At 34.2% G+C, this 19,264-nt stretch carries 12 protein-coding genes; 6 read left to right on the top strand and 6 right to left on the bottom strand.

The features are described 5' to 3' along the window. Positions 1 to 227: 227 nt before the first annotated feature. Positions 228 to 413, bottom strand: coding sequence for a hypothetical protein (locus tag NJT12_RS21430; RefSeq protein ID WP_271338146.1), 186 nt, complete (start codon positions 411 to 413; stop codon positions 228 to 230). Positions 414 to 678: 265 nt separating this feature from the next. On the opposite strand from NJT12_RS21430, the gene pflA reads away from it, so the two are divergent. Then, positions 679 to 1,461 carry a pyruvate formate-lyase-activating protein gene (pflA, locus tag NJT12_RS21425; protein WP_271338144.1) on the top strand — a complete coding sequence of 261 codons (783 nt, stop codon included), beginning with the start codon at positions 679 to 681 and terminating at the stop codon, positions 1,459 to 1,461. Positions 1,462 to 1,619: 158 nt separating this feature from the next. After that, a complete protein-coding gene (locus NJT12_RS21420) occupies positions 1,620 to 2,966 on the top strand; it encodes a deoxyguanosinetriphosphate triphosphohydrolase (protein ID WP_271338142.1) in 1,347 nt (448 codons plus the stop codon). Between the two features lie 88 nt (positions 2,967 to 3,054). On the opposite strand, the gene NJT12_RS21415 is transcribed toward NJT12_RS21420, so the two are convergent. From NJT12_RS21415 to NJT12_RS21405, 3 genes are all read right to left on the bottom strand, one after another. Next, entirely contained in the window at positions 3,055 to 4,056 is a 1,002-nt protein-coding gene (locus NJT12_RS21415) for a DUF3078 domain-containing protein (RefSeq protein ID WP_271338140.1), read from the bottom strand. A 34-nt stretch (positions 4,057 to 4,090) separates the two neighbouring features. Beyond that, positions 4,091 to 5,878 (bottom strand): 1-deoxy-D-xylulose-5-phosphate synthase, encoded by a 1,788-nt coding sequence (locus tag NJT12_RS21410; protein WP_271338138.1) that lies wholly within the window; start codon positions 5,876 to 5,878, stop codon positions 4,091 to 4,093. Positions 5,879 to 5,944: 66 nt separating this feature from the next. Next, entirely contained in the window at positions 5,945 to 6,781 is an 837-nt protein-coding gene (locus tag NJT12_RS21405; protein ID WP_271338137.1) for an energy transducer TonB, read from the bottom strand. A 132-nt stretch (positions 6,782 to 6,913) separates the two neighbouring features. On the opposite strand from NJT12_RS21405, the gene NJT12_RS21400 reads away from it, so the two are divergent. The 4 genes from NJT12_RS21400 (at position 6,914) to pbpC (ending at position 16,512) form a co-directional block, all read left to right on the top strand. Further along, complete coding sequence (locus tag NJT12_RS21400) at positions 6,914 to 7,357, top strand: nucleoside deaminase (RefSeq protein ID WP_271338136.1); 444 nt, start codon at positions 6,914 to 6,916, stop codon at positions 7,355 to 7,357. 202 nt (positions 7,358 to 7,559) lie between these two features. Beyond that, positions 7,560 to 13,238, top strand: a complete 5,679-nt coding sequence (locus NJT12_RS21395) for an alpha-2-macroglobulin family protein (protein WP_271338135.1) — start codon at positions 7,560 to 7,562, stop codon at positions 13,236 to 13,238. A gap of 165 nt (positions 13,239 to 13,403) precedes the next feature. Next, complete coding sequence (locus tag NJT12_RS21390; RefSeq protein WP_271338134.1) at positions 13,404 to 13,994, top strand: transposase; 591 nt, start codon at positions 13,404 to 13,406, stop codon at positions 13,992 to 13,994. A 142-nt stretch (positions 13,995 to 14,136) separates the two neighbouring features. After that, a complete protein-coding gene (gene pbpC, locus NJT12_RS21385) occupies positions 14,137 to 16,512 on the top strand; it encodes a penicillin-binding protein 1C (RefSeq protein ID WP_271338147.1) in 2,376 nt (791 codons plus the stop codon). A 6-nt stretch (positions 16,513 to 16,518) separates the two neighbouring features. Here pbpC and NJT12_RS21380 read toward each other — a convergent pair whose 3' ends face one another. Beyond that, entirely contained in the window at positions 16,519 to 17,313 is a 795-nt protein-coding gene (locus tag NJT12_RS21380) for a hypothetical protein (RefSeq protein WP_271338133.1), read from the bottom strand. A 165-nt stretch (positions 17,314 to 17,478) separates the two neighbouring features. Continuing rightward, positions 17,479 to 19,023, bottom strand: coding sequence for a ribonuclease E/G (locus NJT12_RS21375; protein WP_271338132.1), 1,545 nt, complete (start codon positions 19,021 to 19,023; stop codon positions 17,479 to 17,481). Between the last annotated feature and the right edge of the window lie 241 nt (positions 19,024 to 19,264).

Raw genomic sequence — 19,264 nt, 5'->3', positions numbered from 1 at the left:
TCTATCTTAAAATGTATCGTAAATTAAGAACCGCCTTGGTACGGATCCGTATGCCGGGTGGTGTGGAAGGTCGCCTAGGGAATTAATCCCTAGGCTCCTATCCGATTTTATGGCTCTTATGAAAAGCGCTTTAATTTGATTCTTGTTTAATTCACATTAACCTCAAAAATTTCTGTATAAGTAATAGAGGTTTTTTCTTTGTCATTAAATTCATAATTAACAACTGCTTATATCGTGTTAATTCCACTTTTGATTAATACTTCTTTTACATCGATACCTATCTGAGATGTTTTTTTTAATGTTCGTTTAACTTTTGTGTTATCGGCATCTGTATTTTCAATTTTAAAATTACGTTTAGCATAAGGTACATTGGCTACTAAATAGTGATATTTTACGGTGTCTCCAACTTTCAAATATTGCTTGACATCTTCTTTAAGTCGCCTTTTGTTTATTATTTGATTTTGATACGTTTCTATATTAATGGATGTCCTTTAAAGTTTTCTACATTTCCTTTCTTAGTATCATGCGTTAATTACCTCATTTCTTTTACATAGATAGCTTATGTGTGTTTCAAATAAGTGAAACGCCTTTTTTAAGCAAACAAAAAGCTATGTTTCTATGTGTTAAAAACAATTATACCAAGCGTGTTATTATTATTTAAATTTCATTTAAGAAACTATGTATTTTCAATTACAAGATATTGAAGCCGCAAAATTGAATATTGATGATCCCGATCATTTAAGAATACATTCTCTTGAAACATTTGGTACTCATGACGGGCCAGGAATCAGGATGGTAGTATTTGTACAAGGATGTCAGTTTAGGTGTTTGTATTGTCAGAATCCAGATAAACTAGATGTCAAAGGAGGTTCTTTGGTCGAAATAGAAGAATTGGTAAAAAGAGCTGTTCTTCAGAAAAGTTATTTTGGTAAAACCGGAGGAGTTACAGTTTCCGGCGGAGAACCTTTGCTTCAAAGAAACAAACTACTTCATTTTTTTAAATTACTGCAGGAACAAGGCATTAATACATGTCTGGACACCAACGGAAGACTAAATAATCATCAGGCACAGGAACTTTTTGATAATACAGATCTTTTATTGTTGGATGTAAAGCATATTAATGACGAGATACATCACAAATTAACCGGTTTAACCAATAAAAATACCTTAGAAGTTGCTGCCTATAGAGAATCTACCGGAAAACCAATGTGGTTAAGATATGTTTTAGTTCCCGGCTGGACAGATCAACCTGAATATCTGGAAGAATGGGGACAACATTTTATCCATTATAAAACTGTTGAACGTGTTGAAATTATTCCTTTTCATCAATTAGGATCACAAAAATGGGAATTACTAAATATGCCGTATTTACTAAAAGATACTGCACCGCCAACAGCAGAAAGTAAAACAGAAGCATTTACTATTTTTGGTAAATATTTTAAAAATGTAATCCTCAAATAAAGCATTGTGTTTTAAAATAATAATAGGAATGTTCAAAAATTTATCTTTTAATTATGCAGGGATAGTCTATTTTGTTTGGATAAAATCCTAAAATAAAATGTATTTTTGACGTTTTAGATCATCAATCTAAAATAGTTAATCTACAATCTAAAATTACAATGAACTGGGAACAACTTTTATCACTCAAACGCCAAGGCGATACGAGCAAGAGATTACGTGTCGAACAAGATGATACCCGACTGGGTTTTGAGGTAGATTATGACAGAATTATCTTTTCGGCAGCATTTCGATCACTACAGGATAAAACACAGGTTATTCCGCTTTCTAAAACAGATTTTGTACATACAAGACTTACCCATAGTTTAGAAGTTTCGGTTGTTGGACGTTCGTTAGGACGTTTGGTTGGAAAAAAAATAATAGAAAAATATCCGCATCTAAAAGAAGTTCACGGTTATCATATGAATGATTTTGGGGCCATTGTTGCTGCGGCTTCTTTGGCACACGATATTGGAAATCCGCCTTTTGGACATTCTGGCGAAAAGGCAATTGGAGAATATTTCTCAATAGGAAACGGACTAAAATACAAGGATCAGTTAACGGCCAAAGAATGGCAGGATTTAATTGATTTTGAAGGAAACGCAAACGGTTTTTCGGTTCTTACAGCAAGTCGTCCAGGAATCGAAGGAGGGCTTCGAATTTCATACGCCACTTTAGGTGCTTTTATGAAATATCCTAAAGAGAGTTTGCCTAAAAAGCCAACAAATGCAATTGCAGATAAAAAATACGGTTTCTTTCAGACTGATAAGGCATTTTTTGGCGAAGTAGCCAAAGATATGGGAATGATCACCAATAAATCAGGAGAGGATATTGGTTTTGAAAGACATCCTTTAGCTTATTTAGTAGAAGCTGCAGATGATATTTGCTACACAATTATCGACTTTGAAGACGGAATAAATCTAGGCTTGGTATCTGAAGATTATGCTTTAGAATATTTAATCAAATTAGTAAAAGACAATATTGGTGTTGCGAAATACAAAACTTTAACAACAAAAGAAGACAGAATCAGTTATTTGCGTGCTCTGGCAATAGGAACTCTGATCAATGATGCTGTAAATGTATTTATTGAGAACGAAGAAGCCATTCTTGCCGGAAAATTCCCTTTTGCCTTAACAGATAAAAGTAAATACAAAGCTCAGATGAATGATATTATCAATTTAAGCGTAGATAAAATCTATCAAAGCCGCGAGGTTATCGAGAAAGAAATTGTGGGTTATCAAATCATCCAGACTTTATTGGATAAATTTATAACTGCTTTTAATAATAAATACGAAGGAACAGCTTCAAATTACGATAAACTGATTTTGAAAATGTTGCCGGAAAAACATCAGTTAGACAAAGATAATTTATACGAACGTTTATTGCATATCTGCCATTATGTTTCATTACTAACAGATGGAAATGCACTAGAATTATTCGAAACAATAAACGGACGAAAAAAGAATTAAAACGACTTTGTTTGATCTAAAAAAAATAACACATAAAAACGATGTTTCTATGTGTTATTTTTTTGTTTAGTATAGAGTGCTATTTTTATTATTGAAAAGCATATACAAGACCAACACCGAGAACTTGTCTTAGCTGTGCTCTTGGTCCGTTATTTACCTGAGAAGTAGATCCCGTTGTTGGATCAATAACATCTTTTTTAGTTTTGATATCGTCATCATAAACCAAATGAATACCAATGTTTGCTTTTACATAGGCATTAACTACAAGATCTAAACGAGTATCATAATCAATATCGACATTCCCGAATTTGTTAAGATAATCAGTGTATAAACTCAGTCTGTTCTCATAAAAAATGTTTTTATAAATTTCATTTTTCATATATCCGGTCAATAAAATACCAAATTCAGCTTTTATTTTCTGTCCGTTTTCAATTAAAATCTGGCTGTTAGGATCCATCGGATCAGGAGCGTAAATGGCTTTTTTAACACCAAAAGATCCCTGATTAGCTAAGTCCTGATCTAATACCAAAGTAGTCTTTAAAGTAATAGGAGAGAAATAAAATACTCTGTTCTTCTTTTTATTTGAGTTTTCTGCCCCTGCTCCTAAAAATACATACGCTGGTGCAAAAGGTTTCGAAATCGCAATGTCTCTGTTAGGGTAGTTGTACCCATTTGTAAATTGCGTATTGAAGTTGAATTTAGCCGAATAATACCAATTTGAAGCTGTGTCTTTTCTGAATCCATAAGTAGAATTCAGCATAAGAGCGTCATCTGTTTTTCTAAGTTCAGTACCGTCCTGTTTATTCAAACCATATTTCACAATAAGTTCATTCACCCATTTGTGATTTCCTATTACATAAGTTCTGTTAAATTCACCTTTGAATAAACCGGAAATCGAACTTGTTCCCCCTGCACTCCAATTCACAAAGGCAATTTCTGAAATGTCAAATCCCAATTGATTTTTTTTAGTCCAATTAGAAGGCGGTGGAGGTGTTTCATTAGGAGCTAAAGTCGTTTGTATGATTTGAGCAAAGTTATGTGAGGTACACAAAAGCAATAAAAGCAAAAGGGTAGAACGCAATAATTTCATTATGATTTCAGTTTTTTTTGGTAGTGCAAAATAATTATTTTGTGCCGTTAGAAAAAAGATTTATCAAACTTTTAACGTCTATTTTGCATAATTGTTGTAATTGGTTTACAGTACCATGTTCAATAAACGTATCAGGAATGCCCAAAATGGTCACTTTATTCTTAAAATTATGCGAGGCTGCAAACTCCAGAATCGCACTTCCAAACCCACCATTTACTGTGCCGTCTTCGATCGTAATTATGTTCTCAAAACTAGAAAAAATAGTTGTTAATACGTTGGTATCTATGGGTTTTATGAATGGAAAGTCATAGTGCGCAATTGTTTCAGAATTGTTACATTCGCTAAGTGCTAAAGTCACGTTATTTCCAATGGTTCCAGTAGATAAAACAGCCGTTTTAGTTCCGGATTTTAGTTGGCTAGCCTGTCCTATAATAATTTTTTGATAATGTCCGAAATTTTCTACTTCCCAATTTGGTAAAACTCCCCGACCTCTTGGATATCGAATTGCGATGGGATGATTTAAGCCCAATTGAGCGGTGTATAAAATGTTTTGTAACGCAATTTCGTTAATTGGTGCGTAGATAATCATATTGGGAATCGCTCGTAAATAAGCAATATCAAAAACACCGTGGTGTGTTGCGCCATCTTCACCAACCAAACCAGCTCTGTCTAAACAAAAAATAACCGGCAAATTTTGTAGTGCCACATCATGAATCACCTGATCGTAGGCGCGTTGCAGGAAAGTCGAATAAATAGTACAATACACAATCATACCTTGCGTCGCCATTCCGGCAGCAAGCGTTACAGCGTGTTGCTCTGCAATCCCAACATCAAAAGCACGTTCCGGAATTTCGTCCATCATAAACTTTAGAGAACTACCAGATGGCATAGCCGGAGTAATTCCTATAATTTTTTTGTTCTTTCTGGCCAGATCTAAAATAGTCAAACCAAAAACATCCTGATATTTAGGAGGAAGATTGGCCTCAGATTTTAAATGAATTTCCCCGGTCGAAGCATCGAATTTTCCTGGAGCATGGTATTTTACCTGATTTTCTTCAGCTTGTTGAAGGCCTTTTCCTTTTGTGGTTACAATATGAAGAAATTTAGGGCCTTTTATCTTTTTTAAACGGTTTAATTCTTTGATTAAAGTTGGAAGATCATGACCGTCAATAGGTCCTGAATAGTCAAAATTCAGAGACTTAATCATGTTATTCTGTCTCGGGTTTTTTCCTTGTTTTACAGCAGTAAGATATTTTTTAAGTGCACCAACACTTGGGTCAATTCCAATAGCATTATCATTTAAGATCACCAATAAGTTAGCATCAGTAACACCGGCATGATTCAAACCTTCAAATGCCATTCCTGATGCAATAGAAGCATCGCCAATAACTGCAATATGCTGCTTGTCGAAATCACCTTTTAATTGAGATGCAATTGCCATTCCCAGTGCTGCCGAAATAGAAGTAGAAGAATGCCCAACGCCAAAAGTATCGTAAATACTTTCGCTTCTTTTAGGAAAACCAGAAATACCATCAATTTGTCTGTTGGTATGAAAAATTTCTCTTCTTTCAGTCAAAATTTTATGTCCGTACGCCTGATGTCCAACATCCCAAACCAATAAATCTTCAGGAGTGTTAAAAACATAATGCAACGCGATTGTCAATTCGATTACACCTAAACTGGAGCCTAAATGTCCTTCTTTTACAGAAACGACATCGATAATAAAATCACGTAATTCCTGAGCTACCTCAGGAAGTTGCGCTTCAGAAAGTAAGCGTAAATCAGCGGGATTGTGTATGTCTGAAAGTAAATTGCTTTTCATTGTAAGGTAAAAAGCAAATTTACGGTTTTAAATTTAATTTGTACGTAGGGTTCAATTAGTACTATTTTAATTTTTAACTGTAATCGGTAAAACATAAGTTGATCGAACGACTTTATTTTTTAGTTTTCCGGGAATCCAGTTTGGAGCTTTTCTCAAAACTCTAATAGCTTCTTCTCCTATTTTTATTGGGGTATTTTTGGGGATATTAAAATTACTCAAACTGCCATCTTCTTCGACTACAAATAAGATATTTAATTTTTCCTGAAATTTTTCTGGTTTGTTTGGAGCAATATAATTTTTGCTAAAAAAATCATAGAATTTTTTCATTCCATTTTCTGGAACTGGTAAAACATCTAAATCAGTTGAATTGTATATAATATTATACTTAAAACTTCCTGTTTCAATAGCATTAGCAGGAAGCAAAACGCCTATTGTAATCCCACTTCTATTTTTTTTTGTTTTTTCTTTTTTAGATTCGATCTCATGTCCATAACATGAAGAATGAGCCTCGCTTTCATCCTGATTTTGCTTGGTATTGTCAATAATTTCGATTTTATCAATCTTATTTTTGTTCCCATCTTTATCCGCACAGCTAAATAAAGTAGTTCCCATAGCAATAAATAAAGCCAGTAAAAATATTTTATGATACTTCGTTTGTGTATATAAAACCTGACTTGGTATTTGAATAATTATAGTTTCTAATTGTTCATTTTTAAATCTTCCGCAGATTTTCTTATTTTGATTTTGAATAAAAAAATGCTGAATTTCATTTGGCAATATTGAAGTAAAGTCCACAACAGTTTTAGAACAACTTAAACAAAAACGACCATTATCTTTTGGCTCCATTTTATTCCAGTCTTCTTGACAAGGTTCGGGAATCGATATTTTAAAATTTCTTTCCATATTTGAATATCAGCATTTAAATATAATAAAAAATAAGTATGAAATAAATCATTTTTTTGAGGCAATTGCTTTTTTAAATTGCCCCAAAGTTGTAGTTGATGTTTTATTTCAAAAATCCCTATTTTTGCAACTATGATAAATCCCTTCACCGACGAATATTTTATGAAAAAGGCTTTGCAGGAAGCTGAGGTAGCTTTTGAGAAAGGCGAAATTCCTGTTGGAGCCATTATTGTTGTGGCAGACAGAGTAATTGCAAGCAGTCATAATTTAACTGAATTACTCAATGATGTTACGGCGCATGCTGAAATGCAATCCATAACAGCAGCAGCTAATTTTCTAGGCGGGAAATATCTTAAAGATTGTACACTTTACGTTACGCTCGAACCTTGTCAAATGTGTGCCGGTGCTTTGTACTGGAGTCAGATTTCGAAAATTGTTTTTGGAGCCCGGGACGAACAACGTGGTTTTATAACCATGGGTACTAAACTACATCCTAAAACTACCGTAGTTGCTGGAATTATGGCGAATGAAGCTGCTGATTTAATGAAACGTTTCTTTTTAGAAAGACGAAAATAACATTATGAAATCTAATAAACTCCTTATTTTCTCTTTAAGAATTTAAATAATTATCTTCGGAGAATTTTCCTCTTAAATTATTTAGAAAAATAATCTATATTTACTACAATATAATTGACAGTACAGCAGTTATGCATTTGATTCGAAAAATTTAAAATGTTCTGTCAATTTTAAATTTGTAACCTTATAATTCTAAATAAAAGTGAAAGCAAAAGGATTAGTTCTCGTGTTTTGTGTGTTCTTTATTTTTCAATCTTGCGGTAGAAAATCAGCTGCTGATTTTAATTCCGATTTTTCACTATTTAAAGAGTATATCGTCAGTTTTACGGGAGGAATCGTCTCGTCGGAATCTGATATTCGGGTAGTTTTAGCCTTTGATAAAAAAGACTGGAAAGTCAATCAGGTTTTAGACAGTGATTTGTTAGATATTTCACCAAGTGTCGACGGAAAAGTAGTAGCACTTTCCACCAACACACTTGCCTTTATTCCTGAAAAAAAATTAAAACCCGGAACAGAATATCAGGTTACTTTAAACTTAGATAAACTAACCGCAATTCCGAAAGAAAAAGAGGCGGCACTTTCGAAATTCAACTTCACGGTAAAAACAATCAAACAGGATTTTACGATAAATACGGCAGATCTTCAGTCGTATAGCAAACAATATCAGTATTTAAACTGTGTCTTAAAAACAGCAGATAATATTGATCTTGAAACTGCTGTAAAGCTAGTTTCGGCCAATCAAAAAGGAAATAATCTAAAGATTAAATTTGAAAAAAAATCAGGTTCTGCTAAAGAATTCCATTTTGTAATTGATAGTATTCAGCGTTATGATGAGGCTACAAATCTTGAGATTAAATATGACGGAAGTGATTTTGATATTGACAAGAAAGGACAATTAGATTACGCGATTACAAGTATAAATGAATTTAAAATCGTAAAAGTTGATATTCCGGAAGGAAGCAATCAATCCCTTTTAATCAATTTTTCGGAACCATTAGAAAAAGGACAGGATTTTAAAGGATTGGTCTCAATTCAGAACACTAATAATTTAAAATTTTCGACACAAGGAAACGTGCTGAAAGTTTATTTTAGTAATGAAGCTGCAGCCAAAAAAGAAGTTCCCACTCCGGTTGCGGTACAAGAGCCGGCATATGTTACTGTCGATTCTGCCTCAGTAGCGGTCGATTCTGCAGCAGTTGCAGTAGACACTGTTTCTGAAGTTGTGGAGGTTGTTCCTGATGAGCAGCCCGAAACGGTTATAACAGGAGAATTATTATTAGAAGTTTTTGAGGGAATCGAAAGCCAGTATGGTAAAAAAATGGACTCGAATTATACCGAGAAAATAACTTTTGGACAAATAAAACCAAGTGTTCGTTTTATTAAAAACGGAACAATTCTGCCAAGTTCAAATAATTTAAAGTTAAATTTTGAAGCTGTAAATTTAAGTGCAGTTGATGTAAAAGTATATAAGATTTATAAAAACAATATTCTTCAATTTCTTCAGTATAACCAATTAAACGGAAGTCAGAATCTTAAAAAAGTAGCGCAGCCAATTGCAAAAACAACACTAAAATTAAATGAAAACGGATTAATAAACCCAAGTAGATGGAATACGTTTGCCTTAGATTTATCTAAAATAATTACACCGGAACCGGGAGCAATTTATAGAGTAGAATTTGTTTATAAAAAGAAATATTCTCTATATAAATGTGAAACCTCTGAGCCAGACCAAAATGATGAAGACGAAGATGAAGTTGATGAAAATGATGTAAACTACAGTGGCAACTCCTACGATGATTATGACTATGATTATGAGAGTTATGACTGGAGAGAAAGTGAAGATCCTTGTACAGGCTCGTATTATTACAACGCCAAAATAGGAACTAATATTTTAGCAACTGATTTGGGGGTTATTGCCAAAAGAGGAGAAAATAAATCATACTTATTTGCCGTAAATAATATAGTAACAACAGAGCCAGTATCAAATGCAAGAGTTGATTTGTATACCTATCAGCAGCAAAAAATAGCTACTGCTGCAACAAGCAGTGAAGGGATTGCTTCATTTCAATTAGATAAATTCGCTTATTTTGCCATCGTTACTTTAGGCGATCAATCGACCTATGTCAAACTGGACGACGGACTTTCTTTGTCTGTAAGTAATTTTGATGTTGCTGGAGAAACTTTGCAAAAAGGGCTAAAAGGATACATTTATGGAGAGCGTGGCGTTTGGCGTCCGGGAGATAATTTATATTTATCGTTTATCTTAAATGATGAGTCGAATAAACTGCCAAAATCACATCCAATAAAGTTTAGACTGAATGATCCAAACGGAAAAACTACCTATCAGACAATTCAGAAAACAAATGAATTAAACCATTATTCATTTGTAGTTCCTACCAGTGCAGAAGCGCCAACAGGAAATTGGGAAGCGATGATAAGCGTTGGTGGTGCTAAGTTCTATAAAAGCATTAAAATTGAGACAATTAAACCAAACCGATTAAAAATAAAGAATAATTTTTCAAGAAAAACACTTTCGTCCTCTTATCCAAATACTAGTAATCTTGAAGTTACGTGGCTTCATGGTGCAATTGCGAAAAATCTGAATGTAGAAATGCAGGCTAAATTTTCGCAGCAAACGACAACGTTTAAAGGATATGATAAATTTACTTTTGATGATTTGGTACGCAAATTTAGTACAGAGGAAATCAATGTTTTTTCAGGAAAATTAAACGAAAACGGAAAAGCTACAGTAAATATAGAGCCTAAATTGCAAGGTCAGGCGCCGGGAATGCTTCGTGCGTCATTCATTACAAAAGTATATGAAGAAGGAGGAGATTTTAGTACAGATGTTATCTCGACTACTTATTCTCCCTATAAAACATATGTAGGAGTAAAAGCACCTGAGCTTAACAAATACAATATGCTTGAAACAAGAGCAAATAATCGCTTTGAGGTGGTTACTGTTGATGAAAACGGAAGGCCAAAAGCAGTTCGAAATCTTGAAGTCAGAATTTATAAGGTAGACTGGAGATGGTGGTGGGATTCTTCAAGCGATAATTTATCTAATTATAACTCATCGAACTCAACAACAGCTTATAAAACGACCATAATTGATACAGATTCTAACGGAAAAGGAAGTTTTCAATTTACTTTGACAGATGAAGAATGGGGACGTTATATGATTCGGGTTTCAGATCAGGACAACGGACATGCAACTGCATTGACAGTAAATATTGACTGGCCAATTTGGTCCGGAAAAACACGTAACAGAGATGCTTCAACAGCAAATATGTTGGTATTCTCAACAGATAAAAAGAATTATGCAGTGGGCGAAAAAGCCCAAATCTCTTTTCCTTCAAGCGAAGGCGGACGTGCTTTAATTTCGATCGAAAACGGATCAAGAGTAGTGCATACACTTTGGGCAAAAACAAAACAAGGAGAAACCAAAGTCGAGATTCCAATTACGGCGGCAATGGCTCCAAATGTGTATTTTAATATTACACTTTTACAACCGCATGCTTCGACCAAAAACGATTCGCCTATTCGTATGTACGGAATTGTTCCAATAGAAGTTGTCGACAAAAATACCATTTTGGCTCCAACACTTTCAATGCCGGATGTATTAAAACCAGAGCAGACGTTTACAGTAAAAGTGGGAGAGAAAACAGACAAAGAAATGACTTATACTATTGCTGTTGTAGATGAAGGTTTACTGGATTTAACTCGTTTTAAAACGCCAAATGCATGGGATAGTTTTTATGTTCGTGAAGCTTTAGGCGTGAAAACCTGGGATATTTATGATGATGTTATTGGAGCATATGGCGGAAAAATAAATCAGATTTTCAGTATTGGTGGAGATCAGGATTTAGGCGGAGGAAAAGCCAAAAAAGCCAACCGGTTCAAACCTGTTGTATTGTATTATGGTCCATTTAAATTAGAAAAAGGGCAAACCAAATCACATGAACTGAAATTACCTAAATATATTGGCTCTGTTCGAACAATGGTGGTTGCCGGTGATGCAAATACAAGTGCTTATGGAAGTGTAGAGAAAGCAACTCCTGTTCGCAGTCCTTTAATGGTATTGGCTTCATTGCCAAGAAAAATTTCACCATCGGAGAAAGTAACAATTCCTGTTACAGTTTTTGCAACCGAAAGTAAAATTAAAAATGTTTCCATTCAGATAAAAACAAGTGCCGGACTAAAAGTAATGGGAAGTGCAGTTCAAAGATTGACTTTTGCACAACCTGACGAAAAAATGGCATATTTTAACTTAGTGGTGGGGGCTGCAACAGGAATTGCGAAAGTTCAGGTTATTGCGACTTCAGGAAGCGAAAAATCAGTTTATGATGTCGAGATTGATATGACAAATCCTAATCCGGTTACAAGCACTTATACTGATGTGATTTTGCCGCCAAACAGTACAAAAACTATTGCATGGCAAACCTTTGGTGTATCCGGAAGTAATAAAGCGAGACTAGAAGTTTCATCAATGCCAACTATTAATCTGAACGGGAGATTGCAATTTCTTATTCAGTATCCGCATGGATGTGTAGAGCAAACAACCTCGTCTGTTTTTCCACAATTGTTTTTAAATGATGTAGTCGATTTAGACGCAACCAGAAAAGGACTAATCCAAAAGAATATTACTGCAGGAATTGCCAGATTGGGAAGTTTTCAGTTATCAAACGGAGGATTGCTTTACTGGCAGGGCAATACAATTGCAGACGATTGGGGAACTTCATACGCCGGACATTTCCTGATAGAAGCAGAGAAAAAGGGATATGTTTTACCAATAAACTTTAAATCAAAATGGATTTCGTATCAACAAAAAGAGGCGAAACAATGGCGTTTTGAACCAAAGTATGGTAATGATATGGCGCAGGCTTACAGGTTATATACATTAGCCTTAGCCGGAAATGCCGATTTATCATCAATGAACAGATTGCGTGAAACAAAAGGTATTTCGAACGAAAGTAAGCTTCGTTTGGCTGCAACTTATGTTTTAGCCGGTCAAAAGGCGGCGGGACAAAATCTGTTATTGCGTACAAGTGTTGATAATGAATCAAGTGATTACAATTATTACTATTACGGTTCAAGCGAAAGAAACAGAGCAATGGCTTTAGAAACGATGTTGCTTTTAGACCAAAAACAAAAAGCATTTACTATGGCCTCAAAATTAGCCAAAGAAATGTCTAATAATCAATGGATGAGCACGCAAACAACAGCTTATTGTTTGTATGCGATGTCGAAATTTGCAGCAAGTAATGGTCCTAAAGGAATCAATATTCAGTTTAGCAAAAGCGGTAAAAGCGAAACTATAAATACACAAAAAACAATTGCCGACAGAAGTTTAGTAGTTCAAACAGGATCTAATAGCATTACACTCAAAAACAATAAAAACAATACGATTTATGTTCGTGTTTTAAACACGGGAATATTGCCAATTGGACAAGAAAATGTAGTTCAGAGTGATGTTGCTGCTGCTATTGTTTTCAAAAATAGAAAAGGCAGTGTAATCAACGTTTCTAAAATTAATCAGGGAACCGAATTTATTGCTGAGGTAACGGTTAAAAACCAAAGAAATGAAAGCATTGAAAATGTAGCTTTAACCCAAATTCTGCCTTCAGGATTCGAAATTGTAAATACTCGTTTTACTGATTATGGTGATGCAACAAATAATATTGCCGATTATATAGATATTCGTGACGACAGAACTAATTTCTATTTTGGAATGAAATCCAGAGAAACAAAAGTATTCCGCATTTTGCTGAATGCATCTTACTTAGGGAATTATTACTTACCTGGATTACAATGTGAAGCCATGTATGATAATACATTCCTTGCCAGAACAAAAGGATTCTGGGTTGAGGTGGTGAAATAAAATTCACATAGGATTACGTATCCTAACAGGTTTTTAAAACCTGTTAGGTATTTATATGAATTCTAAGAATAAAAATAAAGTTAAAAAAAAAAAGATACCTAATAGGTTTTAAAAACCTGTTAGGATAATAAAAAGTTAAAGAAATAATTTAAAAGTTCATTGAAGGTGAAGAAGGATATTTTTGAAGCGGGACAATATTATCATATTTATAACAGAGGAAATAACAAAGAGAATATTTTTATTGAAGAAAAGAACTATAATTATTTTCTGGAAAAAGTAAAGAAATACATTTTACCCATCGCAGATATTTATGCGTATTGCTTGCTTAAGAATCATTTTCATATCGTGTTAAGGATAAAAGATAAAGTGGACATTTCCGAAAAATTAAAAGAGAAAATTCATCTGCCATTTTCGAATTTGTTTAATGCCTATTCAAAAAGTATTAATGAAGCTTACAATAGAACCGGAAGTTTATTTCAGGAGCATTTACAAAGAAACAGAATAGAAGATGAAAATTATTTAAGGCAATTAATTGTATATGTTCATTTAAATCCTGTTAAACATAAATTTACGGAACATTTTGCAAGTTATTTACATTCATCATATCGTTCTTATTTGTCTGAAAGAAGGACGAGTATTGATAGAGATTTTATTTTGAATTTATTTGGAGGATTAGAAAATTTTGAATTCTGTCATGATGAAAGGAGAATTATGTACGAAGGATTAATGAATGATATTTATTTAATGGACGAATAGAAAATCCTTAAGGTTATTTATTCTAGCAGGTTTCCAAAACCTGTTAAGTATGTTATAGAAAAGGATATTTTTTTTGGGGATTGAAAATAGATGCCTAACAGATTTTGGAAACCTGTTAGGATATGAAAATGATAATATTATTTTGAAAAATAAATTAATAGCGTTCTCACAACGCATTATAAATTGGATTAAAAAAAATAGGATAAAATCAGTAATTGCATTTTTGCTCTTGCTGATTTATTATTTCTCATTACCCCGAACTTTATTTCAGGAGCCTTATTCTACGGTAATCGAGAGTAAAGAAGGCGAATTATTAGGAGCTAAAATAGCAAGAGACGGACAATGGCGTTTTCCTGCCCAAGACAGCGTTCCCGATAAATTCAGGAAATGTATTGTTTATTTTGAAGACGAATACTTTTATAAACATCTGGGGTTTAATCCTGTGGCGGTGGTAAATGCTATCAAGCAAAACCGAAAAGCCGGAAAAGTAGTCAGAGGAGGAAGTACATTAACGCAGCAAGTTATCCGATTGTCCCGAAAAGGTAAAGGAAGAACTTATTTTGAAAAATTTATCGAAATTATTCTCGCAACACGATTAGAATTAGGATATTCTAAAAATGAAATTCTTGAGTTGTATGCTGCTCATGCGCCCTTTGGAGGAAATGTTGTTGGACTTGAAATGGCTGCATGGCGTTATTTTGGTGTGCAATCCAATCAATTGTCCTGGGCAGAAAATGCAACTTTGGCCGTTTTGCCAAATGCTCCAAGTTTAATTTATCCGGGTAAAAATCAGATTAAGTTATTAGACAAACGAAACCGACTTTTACTAAAACTACATAAGGAAGGAATAATTGATAAACAAACGTACGAATTGGCTGTTGAAGAACCATTACCTCAAAAACCGTATGATCTTCCGCAAATTGCACCACATTTATTGCAAAGAGTTGCAAAAGGAGAAGAAGGAACACGTGTAAAAACAACTATTGATTATTCATTACAGAATAGAGTAAATCAAATTGCAAAATATTACTACAATCAATACAAGCAAAATGAAGTCAATAATTTAGCAATTTTGGTGATCGATGTTTCAAATAGAAGCGTCATGAGTTATGTGGGAAATGCCCCAACAGATAAAGACCACCAAAAAGATGTTGATATTATTGATGCGCCACGTAGTACCGGAAGTATCCTGAAACCTCTTTTATATGCTGCGATGTTAGACGATGGCGAGTTGTTGCCCAATACTTTGGTAGCAGATATTCCAACGCAGATTGCAGGATATACACCTCAAAATTTTAATCTGACTTTTGATGGTGCTGTGCCTGCGCATCGTGCTTTGTCACGATCATTGAATATTCCGGCTGTTTTGATGCTGCAGGATTTTGGCGTGAATAAATTCTATGAAGAATTACAGAAATTCAAATTAAGAGATATCAATAAAACGCCTGATCATTATGGATTATCTCTTATTTTAGGTGGTGCCGAAAGTAATTTATGGGATTTGTGCAGAACGTATGCAAGTTTGTCTTCAACGGTTAATTATTATACTAAAAATCAAGCAAAATACAGAACCAAAGAATTTACAGAGCTCAATTACAGAAATGATTTTGAGCCTGATTTTGGATCAGAAACAGACCAGAAGAATATAATAGGCGCCGGATCAATTTGGTTGACATATAATGCAATGGAAGAAGTGAACCGACCTGAAGGAGATGAAGCCTGGAAGTTTTATGACAGTTCCCTGAAAATTGCCTGGAAAACAGGAACCAGTTTCGGGAACAGAGATGCCTGGGCAATTGGAACAAATTCGAAATATGTAGTGGGAATTTGGGTGGGAAATGCAACAGGCGAGGGAAGGCCAACCTTGACCGGTGTAACTAGTGCAGCGCCTGTTTTATTTGATATTTTTAATTTATTGCCAAGACAAAGATGGTTCGAAACACCTTATAAAGATTTAGATGAAGTAGAGGTTTGTCGCCTGAGTGGTTATCTGGTAAAAGAGGAATGTCCTAAAATCAAGCAATGGGTTCCCAAAAAAGGAAAATCTACAGCAGTTTGTCCATATCATAAAACAGTTCATTTAGACAAAACAGAGAAATTTCAGGTTAACAGCAGTTGTGAAAGTATCGATAATATAGTAACTAAAAATTGGTTTGTTTTACCGCCCGTTATGGCTTGGTATTACAAAAGCCAGCATATTGAGTATTTGCCTTTGCCTCCTTTTAAAGAAGATTGTCAGGGAACACAAACGACAACGATGGATTTTATTTACCCAAAGTCGAATAGCAAAATTTATTTAACGAAGAATTTTAATAGCGAAGTTCAGCCTGTAATTCTTAAAGTAGCCTATTCAGAGAGGGATAAAGAATTATTTTGGTATGTTGATAATGTTTACAAAGCAACAACAAAAACGTTTCACGAACTGCCAATTACACCAACATCAGGAATACATCATATTACGGTGGTGGATGCTTTTGGTAATGAAATAAGAAGAAAAATAGAAATTGTTAGAGAATAGATTTTATTACATGACTCTGATTTGCGTGTATGCTTTTTGATTTCTTGAAAATCTGAAAGTAGTCCCAAAAGTAAAGCCTTTGATTACCGGAATCTTATCGTTATTAAATGGCTGTGAATAACCAAAGCCTAAATCTATAATATTTAGCAGCGTTACTCCGGCCAGGGCATAGGCATGTTTGTCTGAAAGGCCGCTCTTGACAAATAGAATCTCCCTGTTATAGGATAAATGGAAATCAGGTAAGCCATAGTAAGTATGGTTATAAGAAGTTACTCCGAATCCTACTCCTAAAAACAATTTATTTTTGTTTTCACAATCTAAACAAAATTCAAGCCCGCCGGTAAATTGACTTTTTACGGCAATTTTATAATCTACAAATAGAATTGGCCATTCTGGAATTTTAAAACCAGGACTGTCTCCATTTTGCTTGTAAGTGAAATCTCTGGATTCAATAAGATTGCCATCTTCGCTAAACCATTTAGCATTTCCTATTAAGTGCTCTCCTTCGGGATCTTTTGAATATCCTTCAAATTGTAGTGTGTTGTCTTTTAGGTAATAATCCTTAATTATATAAAGAGAACGGTATTTTTTACTTTGCAGCCAGCAGCCGGGTTTGTCTTTGTTTTGCAGTGGTTTAATTCGATAATAAAGCGCAGTTTCTTTGTTGGTTTTTTTCCAATTCTGATCAAAGAAAATAGTGTCATTCTGAGCAGATATTTTTGATGAGATTAAAAGTATAGTGATAAGCAGAAAATTAATAGTGATATTTCTGCGTAGGTTATTGATTTTATTTGTTTGCATTTTGTGTCTTTTAGCTTTAAGAAAATATTAGGCAAGGTACTTTTAAAGTTGTATTGTAATGACCATTATAAGTTTTCTTTGTAATGTTAAAAGCCATAAGGCGTATAAATGAAAAACTTTAAGGCATAAAAAAACCGCCAATCTTTCGAGAGGCGGTTTCTGTTTTTATTCTGAAATAACATTTCCTTTTTTATCATAGAAATGATATTCTAAGTACGTGTAAGCGTCACGAGGTATGATTTTCACCCATTTCTTATGTTCAAAAAACCATTTTGAACGTAATGATGGAAAACCTTGACTGAGGTATGCAGCCACAAACGGATGTACATTAAGCACAACATTTTTGTGGGTTTTTAAAATTCTGTCCAGATCAGATTTGATTCTGTCAATGATTAAAATTGGCGCTTCAATTTCGCCATGTTCATTGTTAGGATCTTCTTCTCTGGTCTTAATATTAACTTCTGGTCTTACGCGTTGTCTGGTAATCTGAACTAAGCCAAATTTACTAGGCGGTAAGATTTTATGCTTTGCTTTATCGTCGCTCATTTCTTCTCGCAAGAAGTCGAACAGAACCTTCCTGTTTTCAGGATTAGACATATCGATAAAATCTACTACAATTATTCCGCCCATATCACGCAAACGAAGTTGTCTGGCAATTTCAGCGGCAGCAATCATATTTACTTCCATGGCGGTATCTTCTTGATTCGTCGCCTTATTCGAACGATTTCCGCTGTTTACGTCTATAACGTGAAGAGCTTCAGTGTGTTCGATGATAAGATAAGCGCCTTTGCTCATAGAAACCGTTCTTCCAAATGAAGTTTTGATTTGTCTCTCTATATTGTATTTCTCGAAAATTGGAGTGTCATTTGATTGATAAAACTTAACAATCGATTGTTTTGAAGGTGCAATTTCTTGCAGATATTCCTTCGTTTGATGGTACAACTCTTCGTCATCTATCTGAATACCACTAAAGGTATCATTGAATACATCTCTTAATATCGAAGAAGCCCTGTTGAGCTCTCCTAATACTTTTGATGGATGATGAGCAGTTGGTAATTTTTTACACATTGCAGTCCATCTGCCAAGCAGGTTCTGCAAATCTTTTTCTAATTCGGCTACGTTTTTGCCTTCGGCTACTGTGCGAACAATAACACCAAATCCTTTTGGTTTGATAGATAATACAAGTTTTTTTAGACGATCCTTTTCCTTTTTGTCTTCTATCTTTTGTGAAATAGAAACGCGGTCAGAAAACGGAACGAGAACAATAAATCTTCCTGCCAATGAAAGCTCAGCGCTTATTCTTGGACCTTTGGTAGATATAGGTTCTTTTACAACTTGGACTAAAACAGATTGATTGGCACTTAAAATATCAGTAATGATGCCATCTTTGTCAATCTCTTTTTCAAACTGAAAGGTTTTTAGGGAGAAATCTTTTATTTTACCTGCGCTTACAAGTTTTATGAATTTCAGTTGAGAAGCTAAGTTAGGTCCTAAATCATGATAATGTAAAAAGGCATCTTTTTCGAAGCCTACATTTACAAAAGCAGCATTAAGTCCGGCAACGGGTTTTCGTATTTTGGCAATAAAAATATCACCAACCTGAAAGTTGCTTTTCTCTTCTTCCTTGTGTAATTCAATTAGTTTTCCATCTTTTAATAAGGCAAAATCTACGGCTTCAGAACTAGATCTAATGATTAATTCTTTATTCACACTGTAAATTTTTATCCGTGAATTGGTTGTCGGTTGTTTGTTGATAGTTGTTGGTAAAATAACCAAAAACCAAAAACCAAAAACCATCAACTTCTACAAGGATGGATTAAACAATATTTTTTTAACAGGTATTGAACCCGGGGAAAAGAAGATTAATAGAGAATAGAGTAAAGAACATAGATTTTTACGTCTATATTCTATAATTCTTTTCTCTTTCATCTTTTTTTTCAATTTCAATGAA

The sequence above is a fragment of the Flavobacterium azizsancarii genome (assembly GCF_027980145.1).
GTDB classification, from domain to species: Bacteria; Bacteroidota; Bacteroidia; order Flavobacteriales; family Flavobacteriaceae; genus Flavobacterium; species Flavobacterium azizsancarii.
The sequence above is the reverse complement of the archived record's forward strand: the minus strand, read 5'-3'. Positions and strand labels throughout refer to the sequence as shown.

What these genes read in the sequence shown, in the direction of transcription:
- NJT12_RS21410 (WP_271338138.1), bottom strand. Translation starts at nt 5,878, where the DNA reads ATGAAAAGCAATTTACTTTCAGACATACACAATCCCGCTGATTTACGC.
- pflA (WP_271338144.1), top strand. Translation starts at nt 679, where the DNA reads ATGTATTTTCAATTACAAGATATTGAAGCCGCAAAATTGAATATTGAT.
- NJT12_RS21405 (WP_271338137.1), bottom strand. Translation starts at nt 6,781, where the DNA reads ATGGAAAGAAATTTTAAAATATCGATTCCCGAACCTTGTCAAGAAGAC.
- NJT12_RS21420 (WP_271338142.1), top strand. Translation starts at nt 1,620, where the DNA reads ATGAACTGGGAACAACTTTTATCACTCAAACGCCAAGGCGATACGAGC.
- NJT12_RS21400 (WP_271338136.1), top strand. Translation starts at nt 6,914, where the DNA reads ATGATAAATCCCTTCACCGACGAATATTTTATGAAAAAGGCTTTGCAG.
- NJT12_RS21380 (WP_271338133.1), bottom strand. Translation starts at nt 17,313, where the DNA reads ATGCAAACAAATAAAATCAATAACCTACGCAGAAATATCACTATTAAT.
- NJT12_RS21415 (WP_271338140.1), bottom strand. Translation starts at nt 4,056, where the DNA reads ATGAAATTATTGCGTTCTACCCTTTTGCTTTTATTGCTTTTGTGTACC.